This window comes from Trueperella sp. HMSC08H06 (genome assembly GCF_001808465.1).
Taxonomy (GTDB): Bacteria; Actinomycetota; Actinomycetes; order Actinomycetales; family Actinomycetaceae; genus Trueperella; species Trueperella bernardiae.
In genome coordinates this window covers 78,410-100,692 of the sequence record NZ_KV793351.1, presented here as the reverse complement: position 1 = coordinate 100,692, position 22,283 = coordinate 78,410, and the positions used below count along the sequence as shown (strand labels likewise).

The following is a 22,283-nucleotide window of genomic DNA, read 5'->3' as shown; positions in this document are numbered from 1 at the left end:
CAATGGCTTCGAACCTTGCCGATCCGACCTGACCGTGTGGAGTCCTACGGGGAGGCGCCGAACCAGGTCATCGAGTGGTATGGCGATCCGGCAGGCCGGCCCGTCTGCCTCGTCCACGGCGCCCTGTTCCACCACGCCCTTGCCGCCACCCGCCCGGCCGCCCGCGCGCTCGCCCGCGCCGGCTACTGTGTGGGCCTGGTCGACTATCGCCGCGTGGACGCCCGCCCCGAACTCGCCGCGGCCGACTACACCACGCTCGGCATGCATCCGGTGCTCGGCCAGGCGATCTGGGTGGGTCACGACGTCGGTGGCACCTTTGCGATGAACGTGGCACTCGCGCCGGAAACGGCCGTGTGCTCCGCCGTCCTCCTCGCCCCGATCCTCGACCTGGCGCGCGATGTGCACGAAGTCGATGACGGCGGCACCACGGCTCGCTGGATCGGCGGACTGCCAGAGGAGGTCCCGGATCGCTACGCCGTCTACGACCCGCTCTTTACCTATTACCAGGTGGGCCCGGCGCGCTTCCGCGCCCGCGAACTCTCGGTGGACATCATTCACGGGGTCGACGACGCGCTGGTGCCGGTGGACCGCTCGCGCGAGTTGCGCGCCGAGCCATTCAACCTGGCCGTGGTGGAGGGAGCCGACCACCTGGACCTCATCCGCCCCGACCGCGACGCCTGGGTCTTCCTCCTCGGCGCGCTCGCCGCCCAGGAGCGCTAGGTAGCCCGCGTTCTTCATTCCGTGGCGGAAAAACTCGGGGCGGTGGCCTGCCACCACGTACAATGGCGGCATGTCTACGTTGATCCAGGATTATGCAGCTTTCATTAGTGCGTCCCCGAGCTCGTTCCACGCCGCGGCTGAGATCGCCCGGCGCCTGGGGGAGGCCGGGTATGCCCGCCAGGATGAACAGGCGGCGTGGGTGGGGGAGCGCAAGGGCTTCCTCGTGCGCGGCGGGGCCGTCATCGCGTGGTGCGTGGGAAAGGTCGGCCCGGATTCGGGCTTCCGGATCGTCGGTTCCCACACCGACTCCCCGAGTTTCAAGGTCAAGCCTGCCCCCTCCAGCCAGGCCCACGGGTTTGGGCAGGTCAACGTGGAGGTCTACGGCGGCGGGCTGCTCAACTCCTGGCTGAATCGGGACCTGGGCCTGGCCGGCGTTGTGACCGAACTGGACGGCACCGTGCACCTGGTGCGCACGCCCGCCATCATGACCATCCCGCAGCTGGCCCCGCACCTGGACCGCTCGGTCAACGATAACCTCAAGCTCTCCCGCCAGGTCGATTACAAGCCAATCTGGGCAATCGGGGAGGCGGAGCTGCTGCCCTACATCTGCGAGCTGGCCGGGGTGGACCCAGAGCGCGCCGCGGCCTTTGACCTCTTCGCCTACGACGTGCAGGAGCCCGCGGTCTACGGCGGGCCGAGCGGGGATGCCTTCTTCTCCGCTGGCCGCCAGGACAACCTTTCCTCGGTCTTCACCTCGCTCTCGGCCTTCCTCGATCCCGGCGTGCAGGCCGCGGTGGCGGAGGGCGAGGACGTGGCGATCTTCGTGGCCTTCGACCACGAGGAGGTCGGCTCGTCCACCTACACCGGCGCGGCCGGGCCCTTCCTCGAAAATACGCTCCGCCGCATTGCCGCCAGCCTCGAGCTCGACGCCGTGGGGGACGAGCGTTTTGCCCGGATGATCGCCAACTCCACGTGCATCTCCGCCGACGCCGGCCACTCCATCAGCCCGAACAAGGCGGGCCTGCACGACCCGGACCACCACCCCGTGCTCGGGGGCGGCCCGCTGCTCAAGGTCAACGCCAACCAACGCTACGCAACCGAGGCCGAGGGCACCGCGCTGTGGCTACGCGCGGCCGCCGCCGAAGGGGTGGCCACCCAGCAGTTCGTCTCCAACAACGACGTGCCCTGCGGCTCCACGATCGGCCCGCTCACCGCCACCCGGTTGGGAGTGCTCACGGTGGACGTGGGCGTGCCGCTGCTGTCGATGCATTCGGCGCGCGAGATCTCCTCGCCGGCCGACATCGAGGCCATGACCGCGATTTTGCGAGGATACTTCGCCGGTGCTTAAGAAACCGAACTACAACGCCGCCCACGCCCTCGACCGCGCGGCCCGCACCCACCCCCAGCGCACCTCCATCGTTTACGGGAGTGCGGAGATAACGGTGGTCGAGGCTGCCGTCCGCACCCGCCAGCTCGCGCAAATGCTCGCCGCCGCCGGTGTCTCCGAGGGTGACCGGGTCATGCTCATCTCCCGCAACTCGCCCTACCACCTGCTCCTGCATGTGGCGTGCGCGCGGCTGGGCGCCATCTTCGTGCCCGTCTCCGCGCGCCTCACCCGCGCCGACCACCAGGCAATCGTGGACTTTTGCGGCCCGCGTGTGGTGGTGCTCGAAGCGGCGCTCGCGGACCTGGGCATCTTCACGTCCACCGGCACGCTGCTCCACCTGGTGGTCGACGATGACGCCGCCTCCGTCTCCACCGCCATCTCCAACGGCTTCATCGGGATCGGCGCGGCGATGGAGGCCCAGAACGGCAAGTTCATCACCACTATCAAGGACGGCTCCACGGCGCTGAACTCCCGCCAGTACCCGGAGGGGCCGGCCGCGATGCTCTTTACCTCGGCCTCGGCGGGCATGCCCAAGGCGGTGGAACTCACCCATGAACAGCTGTGGTGGGCCAGTCGCAACTTCCGCGAGGGCTTCGAGTACTCCAACCTGGACTCGGTGCTGACTGTCGCGCCGATGACCCACATCGGCGGCTTCAATGGCACCACCCTCGATCTGTTCTCGCACGGCGGGAAGGTGGTGCTGGTGCGCGACTTCAACCCCGGCGTCGTGCTCGACCTGCTCGAAGAACACCAGGTGACGATGATGTTCGGCGTGCCGACCATCTACGCCGCCCTCCTCGACCACCCGAGCTTCCCCGTGCGCGACCTCAGCCACTGGCGCCTGCCACTCATCGGCGGGGGCATGGTGCCGCCGGCGTTACTGGCCCGCCTCATGGACGCCGGCCTCAAACCGCTTAACGTGTGGGGGATGACCGAGATGGGAGCCTCCGGCGCGTACCTGCCGGCCGAACACCTGGCCGAACGGCCCGGCTCTATCGGGCGGCCCTTCGCGCACGTGGAGGCCCGCATTGTCGACGCCGACGGCAACGACACGACCGAGGGCGAGCTGGTGGTCCGGGGCCCGAGCGTCGTGAACGGCTACTGGCACGACCCGCTTCAAACCGCGCAGTCCTTCCGGTCCGGCTGGCTCCACACAGGAGACCTGGTGCGCCTCGACGAGGACGGCTTCATGTCGGTGACCGGGCGCCTGCACAACGTCATCAACTCCGGCGGAGTCAACATTCAGGCCGAGGAGATCCAGGCGGTGCTGGCCCAGATGGAGGGCATCTCCGACTGTGCGGTCGTGGGCACGCCGGACGAGAAGTGGGGAGAGACGGTGTCGGCCGCGGTGGTCATGCAGGCCGGGCATGCGGCCCCCACCCTCGAGGATGTCCAGCGCCATGTGGGCTCGCGCCTGGCACGCTTCAAGGTGCCGCGCAAGCTCATCGTGGTGGACGCGCTACCGATCAACGGCAACGGCAAGGCCGACCGCAACGCCCTCGTGGCGATGTTCTGACCCGGCGGTTGCGCGGCCGCGCGGTCAGCCGTGGCGGGCGACGACGGCGGCCGCCTCCTGGCGGGCAAACAGCGGCTTGTCGTCCGCGCCGGCGATCGCGCGCAGGTTCTCGGGGATCTCCCAACCCTTGTGCTTCATCGCCCGCGACCACAACGAGCCCGAACGGTAAGAGGAGCGCACGAGCGGACCGGCCATGATCCCGGCAAAGCCCATCTCGTAGCCGATCTTCGACAGCTCCACGAACTCCGCGGGCTTAACCCAGCGGTCGATCGGGTGGTGCAACTTGGAGGGGCGCAGGTATTGGGTGATGGTGAGGATGTCGCAGCCGGCCTCGCGCAGGTCGGCCATGGTCGCCAGCACCTCGTCGTGGGTCTCGCCCATGCCGAGGATGAGGTTCGACTTCGTGATCAGCTCGTTCTCCGAGGCGAACGTGATCAGGTCGAGCGAGCGCTCGTAGCGGAAAGCCGGGCGGATCTTCTTAAAGATGCGCGGCACGGTCTCCAGGTTGTGGGCTAGCACCTCGGGGCGCGAATCGAAGACCCGCTGGAGGGCCGGGGCGCCGCCGCGCATGTCGTCGATCAGGAGCTCCACGCCCGTGTTCGGGCACAGCTCGTGGATCTTGCGGCACGTCTCCGCGTACAGCCAGGAGGCGCCGTCCTCCAGGTCATCGCGGGTGACGCCCGTGATCGTGGCGTAGTTGAGCTGCATCTCGCGCACGCTCTCCGCCACGCGGCGCGGCTCGTCGACGTCGTACTCGGTGGGCCTGCCCGTCTTAATAAAGCAGAAGTCGCAGCGGCGGGTGCAGATGTCACCGCCGATGAGGAAGGAGGCCTCGCGGTCCTCCCAACACTCGTAGATGTTGGGGCAGTTGGCCTCCTTGCACACCGTGTGTAGGCCGGCGCCGTCCACGCGGTTGCGCATGTCGGTGTATTCCTTGCCCACGGTGGCGGTGGTCTTGATCCACTCCGGTTTCGATTCGATCGGTGTCTCGGCGTTGCGCTCTTCGATGCGCAGCAACTTGCGCCCCTCGGGATTTCGCTGGTCGATGCTGAGGCTCACGTGTTCTCCTTTAAACGTACGTCGTCATTGTAAGCCGGGCCGCCTAGTGGCGGGGATGCCAGGCCGAGCCGGTATCCGCGTGCGGGGTGGGGTGGAAGTCGCCCATCTGGGTGATGATCGCCTCCGTGTCCGCGACCTCCAGCTCCTCCGACGGGCGCAGCGCAAACTGCTGGTAGGCCCGCGCGAGGTGAGGCAAGAGGGTGACTGCGGCGTCGTCGAGCGTGGTGGGATGTCCCAGCTCGGCAAGCGAGGTGACCCCGGCGTCGGCAAGGCCGCAGGGGATGACCCGCGTGAAGTCCTCCAGGTTGGTGGTGACGTTGAGGGCGAGGCCGTGCATCGTGGCGTCGTCAGCGAACTTGATGCCGATCGCGCACACCTTCCGATCGATCGCGCCGGGCGCGCAGATCCACACCCCGGACCGGCCCTCCACCTGGACCGAGTCGATGCCGTACTCGGCAAGCGCCCCCATGATCGCCCGCTCCGTGTTGCGCACGAACGCGACTACGTCCTTCGGCGGGCGGACCTTGACGATGGGGTAGACCACAAGCTGGCCCGGGCCGTGATAGGTGACCGATCCGCCCCGATCCATCCGGATCACCGGCACGGACGTGTCCGGGATGTCCTTGTCCTCCGTGCGCCGGCCGGCCGTGTAGGTGGGCTGGGCCTCCCACACAATAAAGGTATCCGGCATCCGCAAAGCCGCCACCTCGCCGTGAATATAGCGCTGGAGACGGTCAACGGTCATGTAATCGACTGGGCCGCGATGAAGTACGTTGACGATCTGCACGGATTCAGCCTAGTTTGGAAGTGGTCAGTTATCGACTCGAGGTCGGCTTTGCCACTCCGAGGGCATTCCCTAGCGTGATTTTGAACTGAATTTGAGGGGCGGGACACCTCTAAACGTGATTAGATCAATGCTTGGGTATAGACTCCCTGACCATAAGTGAAGAATTGACGCCCATCGTCCAAGCGAGGCGGAGGGCGTCACTTACGAGAAGGCCTCGCATGACTAAGTATCTGATCCGACGGTTGCTGAACTACGTAGTTCTACTGTTCGTAGCCGTCACTATCGCCTACTTCTTGGCGGGCACACAGTTGGATCCGCGCTCGATGCTCATCGAGAACGAACTGACCAAGATGGCCAACAGTTCGTACGCGGAGGTCGTGGCGGCAGTTGACACCCGCCTTAACGCGTGGAACATCAACCCGCTCGAGCCGATCTGGAGCCGCTACGTCGACTGGCTCGGAATGGTCTTCGGGCACTGGGACTGGGGCTTCTCCCCGCTGGGCGAATCGGTCAACGACCAGGTCGCCAACCGCATCCTGCTCTCCTTGCAACTGGTCTTCCTCGGCTTCTTCATTGGCATCGTCGGCGGCGTGGCGATCGGCGCATGGGCGGCCGTGCACCAGTACTCGGTGGGTGACCGCATCGTCACCATCATCGCCATGATCATCATCTCCACCCCCGCCATGGTTATCGCCATCGGCCTGCAGATGAGTGCCGTGTGGTTCAACAACACCTTCGATTCAACCTTCTTCCAATTCCTCGGGCCACAGTCAGCCGTGCCACCCGCGGAATTCTGGCCCAACCTGCAAGATCGCCTCACGCATCTGCTGCTGCCCACGATCGCGATCTCGCTGGGCGGCCTCGCCACTTATTCGCGCTACCAGCGCAACCTCATGCTTGACACCCTCGGTGCCGACTACGTGCGCACCGCCCGCGCCAAGGGCCTGCGCTTCGGCACCGCCGTGCGCCGCCACGCCCTGCGCACCTCCCTCATCCCGATTGCTACCTACTTCGCCTTTGGCATCACCGGCCTCGTGCTGGGCGCCGCCATCACCGAGCAGGTCTTCGGCTGGGAGGGCATGGGCATCTACGGTGTGAAGACCATCCAGGCGCAGGACATCAACGGAACCGCGGCCGTGGTCGCCTTCTCCGGTGTTGCCACACTCACCGGCGCTTTCCTGTCCGACGTCCTGATCGCAGCAGTCGATCCACGAGTGAGGGTGAACTAATGGAGCATCTCGATCACACCACTGAAGTAGTGTTGCCCGAACAGATTTCCCCGATGGCGGATGCCGCACAGCTCGGCGCCGTGCGCACCAAGCTCGCCCAGCAGAATGCCGAGCGCCTGGCTTCCACCAAGCGCTACTCGCGCCGGCAGATCGTCCTGCGCCGCTTCTGGCGTAACAAGACGGCCGTCGTCGGCATCATCGGCCTCGTCATCGTCTTGCTCGTGGCCATCATTGGCCCGCACCTGACGGAGTGGAGCTACCTCGAACGCGACCGCGGGCACTACCTCGAGGGCCCGAGCGCGGAGCACCTCTTCGGTACCGACCGCCGCGGGCGCGACATGTTCGCGATGACGCTCGAGGGCCTGCGCAAGTCGATCATCATCGGCTTCGCCGTGGCGCTCATCCAGACCGGATGGGCGGCCCTCTTCGGATCGGCCGCCGCTTACTTCGGCGGCTGGGTGGACAAGGCCGCCACCTGGTTCATTGACCTCATGCTGGTCATCCCGTCCTTCCTCATGATCGCCATCATCTCCAACCGCTTCGGCGCGGAGAACAAGGGCGTGTTCATCTTCATCCTGTTGCTGGCAGGATTCGGCTGGATGCTGACGGCGCGCGTGGTGCGGTCGCTGACGATGTCGGTGAAGAACCTTGACTACGTCCACGCCGCGAAGTTCATGTCCGTGCCCTCCGGCACGATCATCGTGCGCCACATCCTGCCTAACATCTCCTCGCTACTCATCATCGACTTCACGCTCGGCGTGGCCACCGCAGTGCTGTCCGAGACCTCCCTGTCCTACTTCGGCTTCGGCATCAAGGACCCGCAGGTCTCCCTCGGCTCGCTCATCGGCGCCGGCCAGGCGTCGGCGATCACACACCCGTGGCTGTTCCTGCCGCCGGCCGTGGCGCTCGTCGTGATGCTGGCATCGGTGAACTTCATCGGTGACGGTCTGCGCGACGCGCTCGACCCGTCGTCGAAGTCCGGGGGTGGTAAGGCGTGACATCTACGAAAGAGACCAACGTGAGTGAAACTACCGACGATCGTTCGTTGCCCACCCCCACGCCCGGCGTGCCGGTGGTGGAGGTGTCGGGCCTCAACGTCCGCTTCCCCTCCGAGGATGGCGTGGTGCACGCCGTGCGCGGAGTCAACCTCACCGTGAACTCGGGCGAGGTGCTCGGCATCGTGGGCGAATCTGGATCGGGTAAGTCCGTGACCTCCATGTCGATCATGGGTCTGCTCGATCCGGCGGCGGACGTGGAGGGGTCGGTCAAGATCCACGGCACCGAGATCCTGGGCAAGTCCGATTCCTACCTGTCGAAGATCCGCGGCAAGAACATCGCCATGGTCTTCCAGGACCCGCTTTCGGCCCTGACCCCGGTCTACACGATCGGCGATCAGATCATCGAGGCACTCCAGTCGCATGACAAGAAGATCTCGGAGAAGGACGCCCAGGCCCGCGCGGTAGAGCTGCTGAGCATCGTGGGCATCCCGAACCCCGAGATCCGGGTCAAGTCCTTCCCGCATGAGTTCTCCGGCGGAATGCGCCAGCGTGCCATGATCGCCATGGCGATCGCCAACAAACCGGACCTCATCATCGCCGACGAACCGACCACGGCACTCGACGTGACCATCCAGGCCCAGATCCTCGACGTTCTGCGCCGCGCCCAGAAGGAGACGGGCGCCGCGGTCATCATGATCACCCACGACCTGGGCGTGGTAGCCGGCATCGCCGACAAGGTGGCGGTCATGTACGCCGGGCGCATCGTGGAGCGTGGCGCGGTGGACGAGATCTTCTACCACTCCGCCATGCCCTACACGATCGGCCTGCTCGGCTCCCTGCCGCGGCTCGATTCGAAGAAGGACAGCCAGCTCGCCGTCGTCGAAGGCAACCCGCCGTCGATGCTGTACGAACAGACCGGCTGCCCTTTTGCCGCCCGCTGCCCGGTGGCCGTGGAAGCCTGCCTGGACGGGGAACCCACGCTCGAGCCGGTCAAGTCTGACACCCCGGACATCCCGCACGACGTGGCCTGCATCCGCCGCGAGGAGATCCGCGACGAATCGAAGCGCTACTCGGATATTTACCCCAAGCCCGCCCCCGTCATTCCGCCGTTCGATGGAACGCCGCGCAACGAGCGCGAAGAGGTGCTGCGCCTGGAGGACATGAAGAAGCACTTCCCGCTCATGAAGGGCTCGGTGTTCCGCCGGCGCGTGGGCACGGTCCACGCGGTGGACGGCATTTCCCTCGACATCCGTGCGGGGGAGACCCTGGGCCTCGTGGGCGAGTCCGGCTCGGGTAAGACGACCACCCTCATGGAGGTCCTCAACCTGGTCAAGCCGATCGAGGGCAAGATCGTGGTGCTCGGGGAGAACACGGCGGACATGACGCGCGCGGACCGCAAGCGCGTGCGCAATGACCTCCAAGTGGTCTTCCAGGACCCGATGGCCTCCCTTGACCCGCGCATGCCGGTCTTCGACATCATTGCTGAACCGCTGAAGTATGCCGGCTGGAATAAGGCCGACATCGAGCCGCGGGTGAAGGAACTGATGGACATGGTGGGGCTCGAGCCCGCGCACGTCAACCGCTACCCGCGCAACTTCTCCGGCGGCCAGCGCCAGCGCATCGGCATCGCCCGCGCGCTTGCGGTCCAGCCCAAGCTGCTGGTGCTGGATGAGCCCGTCTCGGCACTCGACGTGTCGATCCAGGCCGGCGTCATCAACCTGCTGGACGAACTGCGCGCCAAGCTCAACCTGTCCTACCTGTTCGTGGCTCACGACCTGTCGGTCATCCGCCATATCGCCGACCGCGTGGCCGTCATGTACTTGGGCAAGCTCGTGGAGGTTGGCGATGTCGACGCCGTCTTCGAGGCGCCGCGTCATCCCTACACCCAGGCCCTGCTCTCCGCGATCCCGATTCCGGATCCGGCAAAGGAGCGCAGTCGCCACCGCATCCTGCTCAAGGGCGACCTGCCGTCGCCGGCGAACCCGCCCAAGGGGTGCCGCTTCGTCACCCGTTGTCCAGTCTTTGAGACGCTGATGGAGGGGGAGAAGCAGGTCTGCCAGGGGGCTCACCCCGAGTTCTCCACCATGGGTGCAGATCACGACGTGGCGTGCTACTACCCGCGCCAGCTCAATGTTTTCTAACCGTTCCAGGTAGGGGTGGGCCCGCGATCGTCGATCGCGGGCCCACCCTTTTGACCGGCGGCAATAGACATTTCTTGACCGAAAAGTAGATAACGCTTCGGTAACGGATGGGGAGAGGTTTTCACGATGTCGAGATTATGGACTAATCTGGCTCCATGAACTTTCGCACGTCCGGCGAAAGGCGAGTCCTGAAGGAGGACATTTTATGCGAATGAAGAAGGCAGGCATTGCACTGGTTGCCGCTGGCGCGCTCACGCTGAGCGCCTGCTCGTCTGGTGGTTCGAACGGCGGCTCGGGTGGCGACCCGGGCAAGGGTAGCGACGAGAAGGTGCTGCCGGCGTCGGACTACAACAAGGTTGATCCGGCCGAGCTCGCCGACGGCGGTACGCTCCGCCTCGCGATCTCTGACGCCTACCCGGAGCAGTTCAACCCAAGCCACGTTGACGGCAATACCGTTGACGTCTCCTCCACCATCTCCTCGTTCATCGCCCCGGTGAACTGGATTTTCGACGAGAACGGTGGCTTCGACGTCAACCCGGCCTACCTCGAGTCCTATGACGCGAACCTTAAGGGCGACGGCGAGAACGCCATGGTCATCACCCTGAACCTCAACCCGGATTCCAAGTGGAATGACGGCACGCCCATCACCGCCGCCGACTACGAGGCGCTGTGGAAGGCCTGCTCGGGCCAGGTCGAGGGCATCAGCTGCCCGTCCTCTGATGGCTGGACCCAGATCAAGTCGATCGAGGCTGGCGACTCCCCGCAGCAAGTCATCGCCAAGTACTCGGAGGAGTACCCGGACTGGTCGGCGAACTTCTCCACGGTTCAGCCCGCGGCTGGTATCTCCGATCCGGAGACCTTCAACACTGGCTGGGTTGACCCGGTCGAGGCGAACAAGTTCTTCGCCGGCCCGTTCCGCGTGGCGAACTCGAACGCCGCCCAGAAGGTCCTTACCCTTGAGCGCAACCCTGAGTGGTGGGGCTCGACTCCGAAGCTTGAGACTGTGACCTTCTCCTCGCTGAACCAGCAGGCCACGGCCTCCGGCTTCGCGAACGGTGAGATCGACGCGATCAACTTCATTGTTGACGCCGCCTCCTACGAGACGGCACAGAACCGCCCCGACGCTCAGATCACGATGTCGTCCTCGGTTCAGTGGCGTCACTTCACCTTCAACTCCCGCGCGGGTGCGCTCCAGGACAAGGCGGTTCGCCAGGCGATCCAGCTCGGCATTGACACCAAGGACATTGCCGCTTCCGACCTGTCTGGCCTGCCCTCGCAGGATTACGATCTGAACCTGGGCAACCACTTCTTCATGCCGAACCAGGCTGGCTACCAGGACAACTCGGTCGGCTTCGACCCGGAGGCGGCCACCGCCCTCCTCGAGGACGCCGGTTACACCATGAATGAAACCTCGGGCTACTACGAGAAGGACGGCCAGGAGCTTGGCTTCCGTTACCTGCGCATTCCGGGTAACGCCGCGAATGAGAACGAGGGCGCCATGCTCATGGAGATGATGAAGGACATCGGCATCAAGGTGACCTACCAGGATGTTGAGGGGCAGAACTTCTTCAAGCACGTCATTGGTGGCGAGTACGATGCGACCTCCTTCGCGTGGAACGGCACCCCGTACCCGATGGCGAACGTCGGCCAGATCTACGGCAACCCGTTCGATGACGAGGGCAACCTCGTGAACTCGAACTTCGCCGGCCTCAAGGTTGACAAGGTTGACGAGCTGATCCCGCAGATCGCTGCTGAGACCGACGTCGACAAGCGCCGCGAGCTCACCAACGAAGCCGATAAGGTGATCTGGGACGAAGTCATGGTTCTCCCGCTGTACTACCGCGCGAACATCACGGCAATCCCCTCGAACCTGGCGAACTACGGTTCGACCACGTTCGAGACCCTGCTGACCGAGAACATCGGCTACACCAAGTAATCTCTCGGCTATAGCACACGAACACGGAGGGCCGTCCCGGAAGGGGCGGCCCTCCCGCATATTGTCACGTGAGACTGCGTTTGACACTTGACCGATGACGGTGTGGAATTGCGAAAGCTATGGCAAAACACGTTTCTTCTCAGCGCGCCTCCCGCGCAATTAATCAGCGCCGGTTCGAGGTTGGGCCGCAGCCGAAGCGTTGGCCGGCCTCCTTCGAGATGTCCGCGGTTCCGGAGATGGACCCGGGCCGCCTGCTTCGTTCTACCCTTCGCGCGAACTGGCAGGTGTTGGCGCTTGCCACGCTCCTGTCGATGGCGGCGTACGGCGGCGGGGTGTTCATCTCCTGGGCGCTGGGGCGGGCGTTGGACTCCGGCATCGAGCGCGGCCTGACCACGTCCCTACTCCCAGGGGTCGCCCTCATTTTTGCCGCGATGGCGGTCCGGATGATCGGCGCGGCTGCCGAGCCCGTGCTCATGGTGACAGAGTTGCGCGCGCATGTGGGCTGGTCGTTGAAGATGGTGGAGCGGATCGCGGGCGTGCGCGGAGGAGGGCGCGCAGCGATCCCGTCGGGGGAGATGGTCACGGCCGTCACCACCGACGCCCAGAAGCTTGGCGCTTTTTCCTACATGGTTGCCGACGTGACAGCTGCAATCTTCTCCTTTGTGCTGACCGCCGCCCTCATGCTCCGCATTAGCGTGCCACTAGGGCTTGTGGTGGTGATCGGGGTGCCGGTGGCGATCGGGATCATGCTGGTGTTCATCAACCCGCTCCAGCGCCGCCTTGACGCCCAGCGCGAGGAGAGGGGCAAGCTCACCACCCTGGCCTCGGATGCCGTGGTCGGCCTGCGTGTGCTGCGCGGCGTGGGCGGGGAGGATATTTACATCGGGCGTTACACGCGCCAGTCGGAGAAGGTGCGCGAGACGGGGATTCGTGCCGCCGCCCTGCAGTCCTTCCTCAACGCGTTGTCGGCCGCGGTGCCGTACGGCTTCACCGTCCTCATCGTGGGCGGCGGCCTGTGGGAGGTCTATTCGGGCGCGATGACGCACGGCCAGCTCGTATCCTTCTACGGGTATTCGATGTTCATGGGCGCCCCGATCTGGATGGTGCTCGGCTTCCTGCAAACGTACACCGACGCCCGCGTCTGCGCCGGGCGGGTGGCGAAGGTGATGGCGATTGAGCCCCTCACGTCCGACGACGCCGCCCAGCCGGCCCGCGCCGGCGCAGACTGGTCGCGCGCCCACCTGCGGGACGAGGCGACGGGCGTGGAGATCAAGCCCGGCCTCAACACGGCGCTCGTGTGCTCCGCGCCCGAGGTCTCGGCCGAGCTCCTCGAGCGTCTGGCCCGCACCGACGACGCCGCCCCCGTCACCGCCCGCTGGGAGGGCGAGGATTCCATCCCGCTGACGGCCTTCCCGCTGGCCGAGGTCCGTAGCGCGATCGTGCTCTCGGACGCGATCGCCCAACTCTTTCAGGGCCGGCTGCGCTCGAACCTGGAGGCGAACAACGCTGCCTGGCCGCTCCCACGCGAGGTGGGCCGCCAGATGGCCGACACGGGCGACGGCTCGGGGGTTGCCCACCGCGACCACAAGGACAACCCGGTGGCGATCGGGGTGCGCGAGCTCATGCTCGCCATGATCACCGCCGACGCCGCCGACATCGTTGACAGCCTGGAGGAGGGGCTGGACGGCTACGTGGCCGAGCGCGGCCGCTCGCTCTCGGGAGGCCAACGCCAGCGCGTGGCACTGGCTCGGGCGGTGCTCACTGAGGCGCCCATCCTCCTGCTCGTGGAGCCGACTTCCGCTGTCGACTCCCACACCGAGTCCCGCATCGCCCAGCGCTTGCGCGCCGCGCGGGAGGGCCGCACCACCGCCGTCGTCACCACCTCGCCCATCGTGCTCGGTGAGGCGGACGAGGTCATCTTCCTTGGTGCCGACGGCGCCGAGCTCGCCCGCGGCACGCACGCCGAGCTGCTGGACGATCCGCGCTACTTCGACGTCGTGCACCGGGAGGCCCGATGAAACTACCCATTGCAACAAACCGGACGGTCGGGGCGAAGATGCTCGAACTCTTCGCCGCCTACAAGGACGAATTTCTGCTGGTCATCGCCACGCAGATCGTGGTGGCCGTGGCCGCCGTCATCACTCCATGGATCATCGGGCGCTCCTTCGACGCGCTCGCGGGCGGGGCACAGGCAGCGGTGATCCGCACGTATGTGGTAGCGATCGCGATCTCAATGCTGGCCAACGTGGTCGCCACATGGTTCGCCGACTTCCGTAGCCGCGTGCTGGGGCAGAAGGTGTTCCACGAGTTGCGCGTGCGGCTGGTGGAGGCCGTCATGCACTTGCCGCTGTCCACGGTCGAGGCGGCGGGCACGGGCGACCTGCTGGGGCGCACCACCGCCGACGTCAACCGGGTGGAGTTCATCATTCGCCAAGGGGTATCGCGCATCATGGTGCTGTCCTTCCAGGTGGTCGTCACGGTGGTGGCGGCGTTCCTGGTGGAGTGGCGGGTCGGCTTTGTGGTGCTCCTGAGTTTTGTTCCGATGTACTTCGTGGTACGCAAGTATTTGCGCCGTACGATCGCCGTGTACCTGGCGGCCTCCGCGCTCAACGCCGAGGTCTCGGGTGACATCACGGAAACCGTGGAGCAGTCCGCCACGGTCGATTCGCTGGCGATGAGTGAGGTGCGCATCCGCCGCACCTCCGTGCTCCTGCGCGAGTACTGGGACAACGAGCGCTACTCGGGGCTCATGCGCTCCTACCTGGTCATCTCCTTGCTTGCGGTGCTTTACGCCCCGATGGTCATCTCGATCCTGTGGGGGGCCTGGCTGGTGGGCCTGGGGTATGTGACGGTGGGTGCGGTCATCGCCGTCACACTGTATGCCCAGCAGCTGCGTGTGCCGCTGGATGAGCTCGCCTGGTGGTTCGACGAGCTACAGTTCGCCGCCGTCGCGCTCGCCCGTATCTTCGGCGTGGCCGAGGTTGAGGCGGACAGGGTTGCCGGCGACGCCGTCCCGGCCAGTTCCGCGGTCAGTGTGGAGGGCGTCTCGTTCAGCTATCGCGACGGCCGGCCCGTGTTGCGCGACGTCAGCCTCGAGGTTGCCCCGGGTGAACGGCTGGCGATCGTCGGCCCGTCGGGCGCGGGCAAGTCGACCCTCGGCCGCCTCATCGCCGCGGTCAACCCGCCGGGGTGTGGCTCGATCCGCGTGGGCGGGGTGGAGGTCACGGCGCTGCCCGAGGCGCTCTTGCATCAGACCATCGCGCTCGTCACCCAGGAAAATCACGTGTTCGTGGGCACGATCGCCGACAACCTGCGCTTTGCCAAGGAGGATGCCACCGACGCCGAGCTGCTCGCGGCGCTCGCCACCGTTGACGCCACGTGGGTGGAGCGCTTGGAGAAGGGCCTTCAGACCCGCGTGGGTTCGGGGGAGAAGGAGCTGGCGCCGTCGCAGGCCCAGCAGCTGGCCCTGGCGCGCATTGTGCTACTCGACCCTGACGTGCTCATCCTCGACGAGGCGACCTCGCTGCTCGACCCTACGGTGGCGCGCTCGGCCGAACAGTCGCTGCTGCGCCTGCTCGAGGGCCGCACGGTGATCTCGATCGCCCACCGCCTTTACACGGCCTACGACGCCGACCGCGTGGCTGTCATGATCGACGGCGAGGTAGCCGAGCTCGGCTCGCACGACGAGCTGGTGGCTAGGGGCGGGGAGTACGCCTCACTGTGGGAAGCCTGGCAGCAGGACTAGCGGGTGCCCGCGATTGCCAGACCCGCTCCGGCGAGCGCCACGCCGAGCACGATGACCGGCAGGGGCTGGAACTTCGTCACCGTCTGATCGGGCCAGTATTGCGCGGGCTTGAGGCTGGCGCGTAGCTGGGCGTTGCGGGTGATGTTGCCGTGGCGGACCATGATGAGGTCCGCGGCGAAGCCGGTGGAGACGGTGCGGGAGAGCGTGCCGGAGTCCTCCCACACAATGTCCGGATCCTCGTAGGCCTTCTTGCGGTCGCGCCAGGAGTTGTTGAACAGGCCCACGTTCGAGGGCACGCCCCACACGCTGATCTTGCGGTCAGCCCGGTTGTAGAGGTAGAGGCCCCAGCGGTTTTCGGCGAGCGCCAGGTCGGACCAGGGGATCAGGTGTTCGCGGATAATGTTGACCACGCGCAGGCCGCCGGGCCCCACCTCGAGGCGTGGGTTGTGGAAGACCACCCAGCCGAAGGCGGCGAGGACGGCGGCGATCGGCACGGCCCACAGCAGCTCGGCCACCCCGCCGTGGACCGCCGAGCCCACCAGGGAGATGGCGGCGAGGGCGTAGAGGAGGTAGGCGTAGGTGCGGGTTTTACCGCGCAGGATCACAGTCATGCCGGTATTCTCTCACGCTCCGCTGGGCGCTGCCGGGCGGGCCCGTGTACTTTCGCTCGCATTTGGCCGGCCGCTCTACGCCGGTGCGGCGGGCCGGGTTTAGGATGAGACGTTGGCTTTCTACCTGAAGGATTCCTATGACCCTCACCGTTCGCAACGATCTGCGCAACGTCGCGATCGTGGCCCATGTCGACCACGGCAAGACCACCCTGGTGGACGCCATGCTCTGGCAGGGTGGCGTCTTTGACCCGCATGCCACGGTGGAGTCCACCGGCGAACGCGTGATGGACTCGGGCGACATCGAGCGCGAGAAGGGCATCACGATCCTGGCTAAGAACACGGCCATCTCCTACGTGGGCCCGTCCGCGGCCGAGTTCGGCGCGCCCGAGGGGCTGACCATCAACGTCATCGACACCCCCGGGCACGCGGACTTCTCCGGCGAGGTCGAGCGCGGGCTGTCGATGGTGGACGGCGTGGTGCTCCTCGTCGATTCGTCCGAGGGCCCGCTGCCGCAGACCCGCTTCGTGCTGCGCAAGGCGCTCGAGGCCGGCCTGCCCGTCATCCCGGTCATCAACAAGGTCGACCGCCCCGACGCCCGCATATCCGAGGTGGTCCAGGAAACCCAGGAGCTGCTGCTCAACCTCGCCGCCGACGTCGAAAGTGAGGGCACTGCACTCGACCTCGAGGCGATCCTGGAGATCCCCGTGGTTTACGCCGCCGCGAAGGCCGGCCGCGCGTCGCTGACCCAGCCCGACGACGGCGCCCTGCCGGACTCGCCCAACCTCGAGCCGCTCTTCCGCGCCATTTTGCAGCACGTGCCCGCGCCCACGTATGACCCGGCGGCCCCGCTCGTTGCGCAGGTGACCAACCTGGACGCCTCGCCGTTCCTCGGCCGTTTGGCGCTCGTGCGCGTGTTTTCCGGCGAGCTGAAGAAGGGCGCCTGGGTGGGCTTGGCCGACGGCCCGGATTCGCCGATCGAGCGCGTCCACATCACTGAGCTCCTGCGTACGAAGGGCCTCGAGCGCCAGCCGGCCCCGAGCGCCGGCCCGGGTGACATCGTGGCCATCGCGGGGATTGCCAACATCACGATCGGTGAGACGCTGGTGGACATGGAGGACCCGCGCCCGCGCCCGCCGATCCACATTGATGATCCGGCGATTTCCATGACGATCGGCACGAACACCTCCCCGCTGGCCGGCCGCGTGGCTGGCCACAAGCTGACGGCCCGCCAGATCCGCGACCGGCTCACCCAGGAGCTCGTGGGCAACGTGTCGATCCGCGTGCTGCCCACCGACCGCCCTGACACGTGGGAGGTCCAGGACCGCGGCGAGCTGGCGTTGGCCGTGCTCGTGGAGACGATGCGCCGCGAGGGCTTCGAACTGACCGTGGGCAAGCCGCAGGTGGTGCGCAAGGTGATCGACGGCGTCGTGAACGAGCCGTGGGAGCGCGCGCAGGTGGACGTGCCCGAGGAGTACCTGGGCGCGGTCACCCAGCTCATGGCGCTGCGCAAGGGCCACCTGGAGACGATGGCGAACCGCGGCTCGGGGTGGGTGCGCATGGAGTTCATCGTGCCGGCACGCGGGCTTATCGGCTTCCGCACGCAGTTTCTCACGCTCACGCGCGGCACGGGTATCTACACCTCGATCTCGGAGGGCTACAAGCCGTGGGCGGGGGAGATCGTCTCGCGCCAGACCGGCTCGCTCGTGTCGGACCGTCAGGGCCAGGTGACAGCGTTCTCCCTGCAGCGCCTCGAGGACCGCGGCACGTTCTTCGTGGACCCGGGCGACGAGGTCTACGAGGGCCAGGTAGTGGGCGAGAACCCGCGTAACGAGGACATGGATGTGAACGTGGTGCGCGCAAAGGAGATGACGAACATGCGCTCCTCCACCGCCGACGTCTTCGAAACGCTCCAGGCCCGGCGCTACCTCACGCTCGAGGAGGCGATCGAGTTCGCCGCCGCCGACGAGTGCATCGAGGTCACGCCCGAGACGGCGCGCATCCGCAAGGTCGAGCTGTCCGCGACGCTGCGCGGGCGGGAGGCCGGGCGGAAGAAGGCCGCGGCGAAGGCGGGCAAGTGAAGAGCGTCGTCGGCGCGGTGGTCGGCTTCGTCACGGGGATGCTGACCGTGGTGGTGTCGGCCGGACCCTTGGATATGCCGTGGGTGGGCGTTGGGCTGGCCGCGGGGATCGTGGCCGCCGGCGCGTGGTTCATGTGGGAGTGGGGCTCGTTTGGGGCCTGGGTGGCCTACGTCATCGGCACATTCGCCGCGACGGGGTGGCTGGTCTACTTCCCGCCCGCCGATGACACGCTCGCCGTGGTCGGCGCCGGCGTTTCGTCCACCTGGGTCCTCGTCGCGGCCGTATCGGCGGTCTTTCCTGTGCCGCTCGTGATCCGTTACGGGGCGCGCCGTGGCCTGGGGGACGAGGGCGCCGACGACGTCGACGACGCCGAGGCGGGCCTGTAGCGGCCGCGCGGGTGACGTTGGCGGCCTTTTCAGCAACACCCGGAGGGGTCTTAGTAAGATCGGTGTGAACAAGGGAGAAAACGTGGCTGATAACCAGGACGACAACCTCGTCGACGCGTGGCGCAGGCGCCTCGGCGATGAGTCCACCGACGAGGCGAACGGCGCCGACTCGGCGGGCGCGACCGCGGCAGAGACCCCGGCCGGTGAGCCGGCAGGCGAGCAGGCGGGCGCCGAGCAGGAGACCCAGGCGATGGAGGCCGCGCAGCGGCCAACCGAGGCGATCGGCGCGGCAGATCCGGCCCAGACTCAGGCGATGGGCGCTACAGAGGCCGGGCAGTTTGCGGCCACTGAGCAGTTTGCGCAGACCGAGCACTTCGCCGGCCCCGCGGGCGCGGAAGAAACCGCTCGCTTTGACACCAACCCGGCTCCGGCCTTCGTGCCGGCGGGTGAACCGGCGAGCGTGCCTGCGGAAAGTGAGGGGGAGGCCGTGAAGAAGAAGCGGCGCAAGTGGCCCTGGGTGGCGGCGACCGTGGTGTTGCTTGGTGGCGCCTATACGGGCGCGGCCTACGCCTATCAAGACAAGATCCCGTCCAACACGTCGATCTCGGGCGTGCAGGTGGGCGGCATGAATGAGGCCCAGGCGCGCGAAACCCTCGCCTCCGGCCTCCAGGACGTCCTCGCCACGCCACGCCAGGTGGGCGTGGCGGGCGATGACAAGTCCGACGCGGTCAATCCCGGCAACATCGCCCTCGAGATCGACTATGACAAGACGTTCCATGGGCTCACCGTCTTCTCGCTCGACCCGCGCCGGCTCTGGGCTCACATCTCCGGCGCCGCGAACGTCGACGCCGTCCTCACGGCCGACCAGGCCTCCCTCGATTCTGAGGTGGCACGCCTGGGCGAGGTATTCAAGCAGGACCCGGCCAACGCCGAGCTGGCGATCGTGGACGCGGCCACCCAGGTGACCGACGCGAAGGAGGGCCGCTCGCTGGACACCAGCGCGGCGGGGGAGACGATCCTGGGCAACTGGCTGGCGGGTGACGCCCCGATCGAGCTGCCCACCACCACGGTGGACCCCGAGGTCTCCACGCAGGACATGCAGGACTTCGCCACCTCCTCGGTGGACCCGTTGCTGAGCGACAAGATTTCGATCACGGTCAAGGATTCGTTGGTCGAACTTCAGCCGGCCCAGACAGCCGACCTGATGAGTGTCACGACGGCGGAGGGTAAGGCGTCGCTCGTCGTCGATAAGGACAAGCTCAACGCCGTGATCCAAGAGGCCGTGGGCGACGTGCTCGGGGCGCCGAAGGACGCCACGATCGCGATCATGGATGGCGCGCCGAAGATCACCCCGTCGGAGAGCGGGGAGTCGGTGGATGCGGAGCAGATCGCCACGGCGCTGCTCGCGCTGCCACAGGGAACGGACCGGACGGTCGTCGCCGAGGTCACGGTCCAGGAGCCGAAGTTCACCACCGAGGCGGCTGAGAAGATGGGGATCAAGGAAGTCGTCTCCGAAATCTCCACGCCGCTCACCAACGACTCGGTGCGCACCACCAACCTGGTGGTCGGCACGCGCATGGTCAACAACACGCTCGTCAAGCCCGGCGAGGAGTTCAATCTTGAGGAAGCGCTCGGCCCGATCGACGAGGCCCACGGCTTCGTCTCCTCCGGCGTGGTCTCCAACGGCTTTAACTCCACGGCGCTGGGCGGCGGCCTGTCCCAGCTGTCCACCAACACCTTCAACATCGGCTACCGGGCCGGCATGGTGGACGTGGCCCACAAGCCGCACTCGAAGTACTTCAGCCGCTACCCGATGGGCCTGGAGTCCACCCTGTGGAGCGGGCAGATCGAGATGATCTGGAAGAACAACACCCCATACGGCGCACTGGTGGAGGCCTGGGTGGCGGACGGCCGGGTCTACACGCGCCTGTGGTCCACCCACTACTGGGACGTGGAGGTGTGGCAGGGCCAGCCGTACAACTACGTTCAGCCTGAGACGAAGACGAACCCGGCCAGGGACTGCGAGGCCTCGCCGGCGGGCGGTCCCGGATTTACGGTGACGGTGGGCCGCGTGGTCAAGCTCAACGGCGAGGTCCACGAGGATTCCCAGTACACGTGGACCTACCAGCCGGTACACGCAGTCAAGTGCGGGTGAGTCCGTCTTTCGTACTAGGATTGAGAGCAGTAAGAGGAAGAGAAAGAGGATAGCGTGACGTACATTATCGCTTTGCCCTGCGTGGACGTGAAGGATCGCGCCTGCGTCGACGAATGCCCTGTGGACTGCATCTACGAGGGCGAGCGCATGCTCTACATTCACCCTGACGAGTGCGTGGATTGTGGCGCCTGCGAGCCGGTGTGCCCGGTGGAGGCCATCTACTATGAGGACGACACCCCGGAGGAGTGGTCCGATTATTACAAGGCGAACGTCGAGTTCTTTGATGATCTCGGCTCGCCGGGCGGCGCCTCGAAGATGGGCCCGATCAAGAAGGACCACCCGCTGATCGCCAACCTGCCGCAGGGCATCAACGATTAGCTGTGGTTTTTTTCGCTGATAGCCTGCCCGATTTCCCGTGGGACACGCTTGTCCCCACGCGGAATCGGGCAGCGCAGTATCCGGGGCCGGTGTGTGACCTGACAATCGGCACCCCGGTGGATGACACGCCTGCGCTGGTACAGGCGGCGCTCGCTGAAGCGAGCAACGCCCACGGCTACCCCACGGTGCTCGGAACCGCCGAGCTGCGGGAGGCGATCGGGACGTGGATGGCCCGGCGTGGCATCACCTCCGACGTGGGGGTCCTGCCCACGATCGGCTCGAAGGAGATGGTGGGCCTGTTGCCCTCCCTCCTGGGCCTGGGGGCGGGCGCGCGCGTGGGCTTCCCGGACGTCGCTTACCCCACCTACGACGTCGGGGCGCGGCTTGCGGGGGCAGCCACCGTTCTCATTGACACCGATGCCGACCCGGCCACGTGGCCGGCCGTGGATCTGCTGTGGCTGAACTCGCCGGGAAATCCCAATGGGCACGTGCTCTCCCGGGAACAGTTGCGGGCGATCGTGGCCTGGGCGCGCGAGCGCGGTGCTATCGTGGCCAGTGACGAGTGCTACGCCGAGCTGTGCTGGGACGTGGCCGAGGCGCCCTCCATACTCGACGACTCCGTGTGCGGCGGCGACCCGCGCGGCCTTCTCATGGTTTACTCCCTGTCGAAGCAGTCGAACATGGCCGGCTACCGCGCCGCCTGGATGGCGGGAGATCCGGCCATCATCGCCCCGATCGTGGAGCTGCGTAAGCACCTGGGCTTCATGATGCCCGCCCCCGTCCAGCATGCGATGGCCGTGGCCCTCGGGGACGGCGAACACGTGAGTGCCCAGCGCGAGGTGTACGGGCGGCGTCGTGAAACGCTGCTCGCGGCGCTCGACGCGGCGGGCCTGGTCAACGACCCGGCGTCGGTGGCGGGACTGTACCTGTGGGCGCGAGCCGAGGGGGCGACGTCGTGGGACATCGTGGACGCCTGCGCCCAGCTGGGGATCGTGGTGGCGCCCGGAACGTTCTACGGCGAGGCCGGGGACGGGTGGGTGCGCATGTCGCTCACCGCCACCGATTTCGCAATTAACGAAGCCGCCAAGCGCTTGGAAAGGATTTCTGACCTGCTGAAACGGTCCTAGTGCATTTATCTTGACTTTAAGGGATCACTT

The 22,283-nt window shown here is 66.5% G+C and carries 17 protein-coding genes; 14 read left to right on the top strand and 3 right to left on the bottom strand.

Annotated features, from left to right (window positions below; translation table 11 throughout):
* Positions 1-15: 15 nt before the first annotated feature.
* The 3 genes from HMPREF3174_RS04945 to HMPREF3174_RS04935 all read left to right on the top strand — a co-directional run bounded on the left by HMPREF3174_RS04945 (position 16) and on the right by HMPREF3174_RS04935 (position 3,623).
* Complete coding sequence (locus tag HMPREF3174_RS04945; protein ID WP_148132170.1) at positions 16-720, top strand: alpha/beta hydrolase family protein; 705 nt, start codon at positions 16-18, stop codon at positions 718-720.
* 70 nt (positions 721-790) lie between these two features.
* The gene (locus tag HMPREF3174_RS04940) at positions 791-2,068 is read left to right on the top strand and encodes a M18 family aminopeptidase (RefSeq protein ID WP_062613674.1); all 1,278 of its coding nucleotides are present in this window, start codon (positions 791-793) and stop codon (positions 2,066-2,068) included.
* Complete coding sequence (locus HMPREF3174_RS04935; RefSeq protein ID WP_070448111.1) at positions 2,061-3,623, top strand: class I adenylate-forming enzyme family protein; 1,563 nt, start codon at positions 2,061-2,063, stop codon at positions 3,621-3,623. Before HMPREF3174_RS04940 ends, HMPREF3174_RS04935 begins: the two co-directional genes overlap by 8 nt.
* Before the next feature lie 24 nt (positions 3,624-3,647).
* Here HMPREF3174_RS04935 and lipA read toward each other — a convergent pair whose 3' ends face one another.
* Together lipA and lipB are read right to left on the bottom strand one after the other, a co-directional pair.
* Positions 3,648-4,682, bottom strand: a complete 1,035-nt coding sequence (gene lipA / locus HMPREF3174_RS04930) for a lipoyl synthase (RefSeq protein WP_062613672.1) — start codon at positions 4,680-4,682, stop codon at positions 3,648-3,650.
* Between the two features lie 43 nt (positions 4,683-4,725).
* Positions 4,726-5,469: a lipoyl(octanoyl) transferase LipB gene (gene lipB / locus HMPREF3174_RS04925; protein WP_062613671.1), complete on the bottom strand. Its 744-nt coding sequence runs from the start codon at positions 5,467-5,469 to the stop codon at positions 4,726-4,728.
* A gap of 218 nt (positions 5,470-5,687) precedes the next feature.
* Between lipB and HMPREF3174_RS04920 the strand changes: the two genes are divergently transcribed.
* The 6 genes from HMPREF3174_RS04920 to HMPREF3174_RS04895 all read left to right on the top strand — a co-directional run bounded on the left by HMPREF3174_RS04920 (position 5,688) and on the right by HMPREF3174_RS04895 (position 15,518).
* Complete coding sequence (locus HMPREF3174_RS04920) at positions 5,688-6,698, top strand: ABC transporter permease (protein ID WP_062613670.1); 1,011 nt, start codon at positions 5,688-5,690, stop codon at positions 6,696-6,698.
* Positions 6,698-7,696 carry an ABC transporter permease gene (locus tag HMPREF3174_RS04915; RefSeq protein WP_082661181.1) on the top strand — a complete coding sequence of 333 codons (999 nt, stop codon included), beginning with the start codon at positions 6,698-6,700 and terminating at the stop codon, positions 7,694-7,696. Before HMPREF3174_RS04920 ends, HMPREF3174_RS04915 begins: the two co-directional genes overlap by 1 nt.
* Positions 7,697-7,716: 20 nt before the next feature.
* A complete protein-coding gene (locus HMPREF3174_RS04910; protein WP_101923747.1) occupies positions 7,717-9,837 on the top strand; it encodes a dipeptide ABC transporter ATP-binding protein in 2,121 nt (706 codons plus the stop codon).
* Positions 9,838-10,048: 211 nt separating this feature from the next.
* Positions 10,049-11,773, top strand: coding sequence for an ABC transporter family substrate-binding protein (locus tag HMPREF3174_RS04905; RefSeq protein ID WP_062613668.1), 1,725 nt, complete (start codon positions 10,049-10,051; stop codon positions 11,771-11,773).
* A 119-nt stretch (positions 11,774-11,892) separates the two neighbouring features.
* Positions 11,893-13,791 carry an ABC transporter transmembrane domain-containing protein gene (locus HMPREF3174_RS09455; protein ID WP_070448109.1) on the top strand — a complete coding sequence of 633 codons (1,899 nt, stop codon included), beginning with the start codon at positions 11,893-11,895 and terminating at the stop codon, positions 13,789-13,791.
* A complete protein-coding gene (locus HMPREF3174_RS04895; protein ID WP_068538794.1) occupies positions 13,788-15,518 on the top strand; it encodes an ABC transporter ATP-binding protein in 1,731 nt (576 codons plus the stop codon). The genes HMPREF3174_RS09455 and HMPREF3174_RS04895 overlap by 4 nt, the downstream gene beginning before the upstream one ends.
* On the opposite strand, the gene HMPREF3174_RS04890 is transcribed toward HMPREF3174_RS04895, so the two are convergent.
* Positions 15,515-16,129, bottom strand: a complete 615-nt coding sequence (locus HMPREF3174_RS04890) for a PH domain-containing protein (protein ID WP_062613665.1) — start codon at positions 16,127-16,129, stop codon at positions 15,515-15,517. The genes HMPREF3174_RS04895 and HMPREF3174_RS04890 overlap by 4 nt on opposite strands.
* A gap of 137 nt (positions 16,130-16,266) precedes the next feature.
* Here HMPREF3174_RS04890 and typA point away from each other — a divergent pair, with 137 nt between their 5' ends.
* From typA to dapC, 5 genes are all read left to right on the top strand, one after another.
* Positions 16,267-18,207, top strand: a complete 1,941-nt coding sequence (typA, locus tag HMPREF3174_RS04885; protein WP_062613664.1) for a translational GTPase TypA — start codon at positions 16,267-16,269, stop codon at positions 18,205-18,207.
* Positions 18,204-18,593 carry a hypothetical protein gene (locus HMPREF3174_RS04880; protein WP_062613663.1) on the top strand — a complete coding sequence of 130 codons (390 nt, stop codon included), beginning with the start codon at positions 18,204-18,206 and terminating at the stop codon, positions 18,591-18,593. Before typA ends, HMPREF3174_RS04880 begins: the two co-directional genes overlap by 4 nt.
* 82 nt (positions 18,594-18,675) lie before the next feature.
* Complete coding sequence (locus HMPREF3174_RS04875) at positions 18,676-20,748, top strand: VanW family protein (RefSeq protein ID WP_148132169.1); 2,073 nt, start codon at positions 18,676-18,678, stop codon at positions 20,746-20,748.
* 54 nt (positions 20,749-20,802) lie between these two features.
* Positions 20,803-21,126 (top strand): ferredoxin, encoded by a 324-nt coding sequence (gene fdxA, locus HMPREF3174_RS04870; RefSeq protein ID WP_062613661.1) that lies wholly within the window; start codon positions 20,803-20,805, stop codon positions 21,124-21,126.
* 2 nt (positions 21,127-21,128) lie between these two features.
* Positions 21,129-22,253: a succinyldiaminopimelate transaminase gene (dapC, locus tag HMPREF3174_RS04865; RefSeq protein ID WP_070448106.1), complete on the top strand. Its 1,125-nt coding sequence runs from the start codon at positions 21,129-21,131 to the stop codon at positions 22,251-22,253.
* The last annotated feature ends 30 nt before the right edge of the window (positions 22,254-22,283 follow it).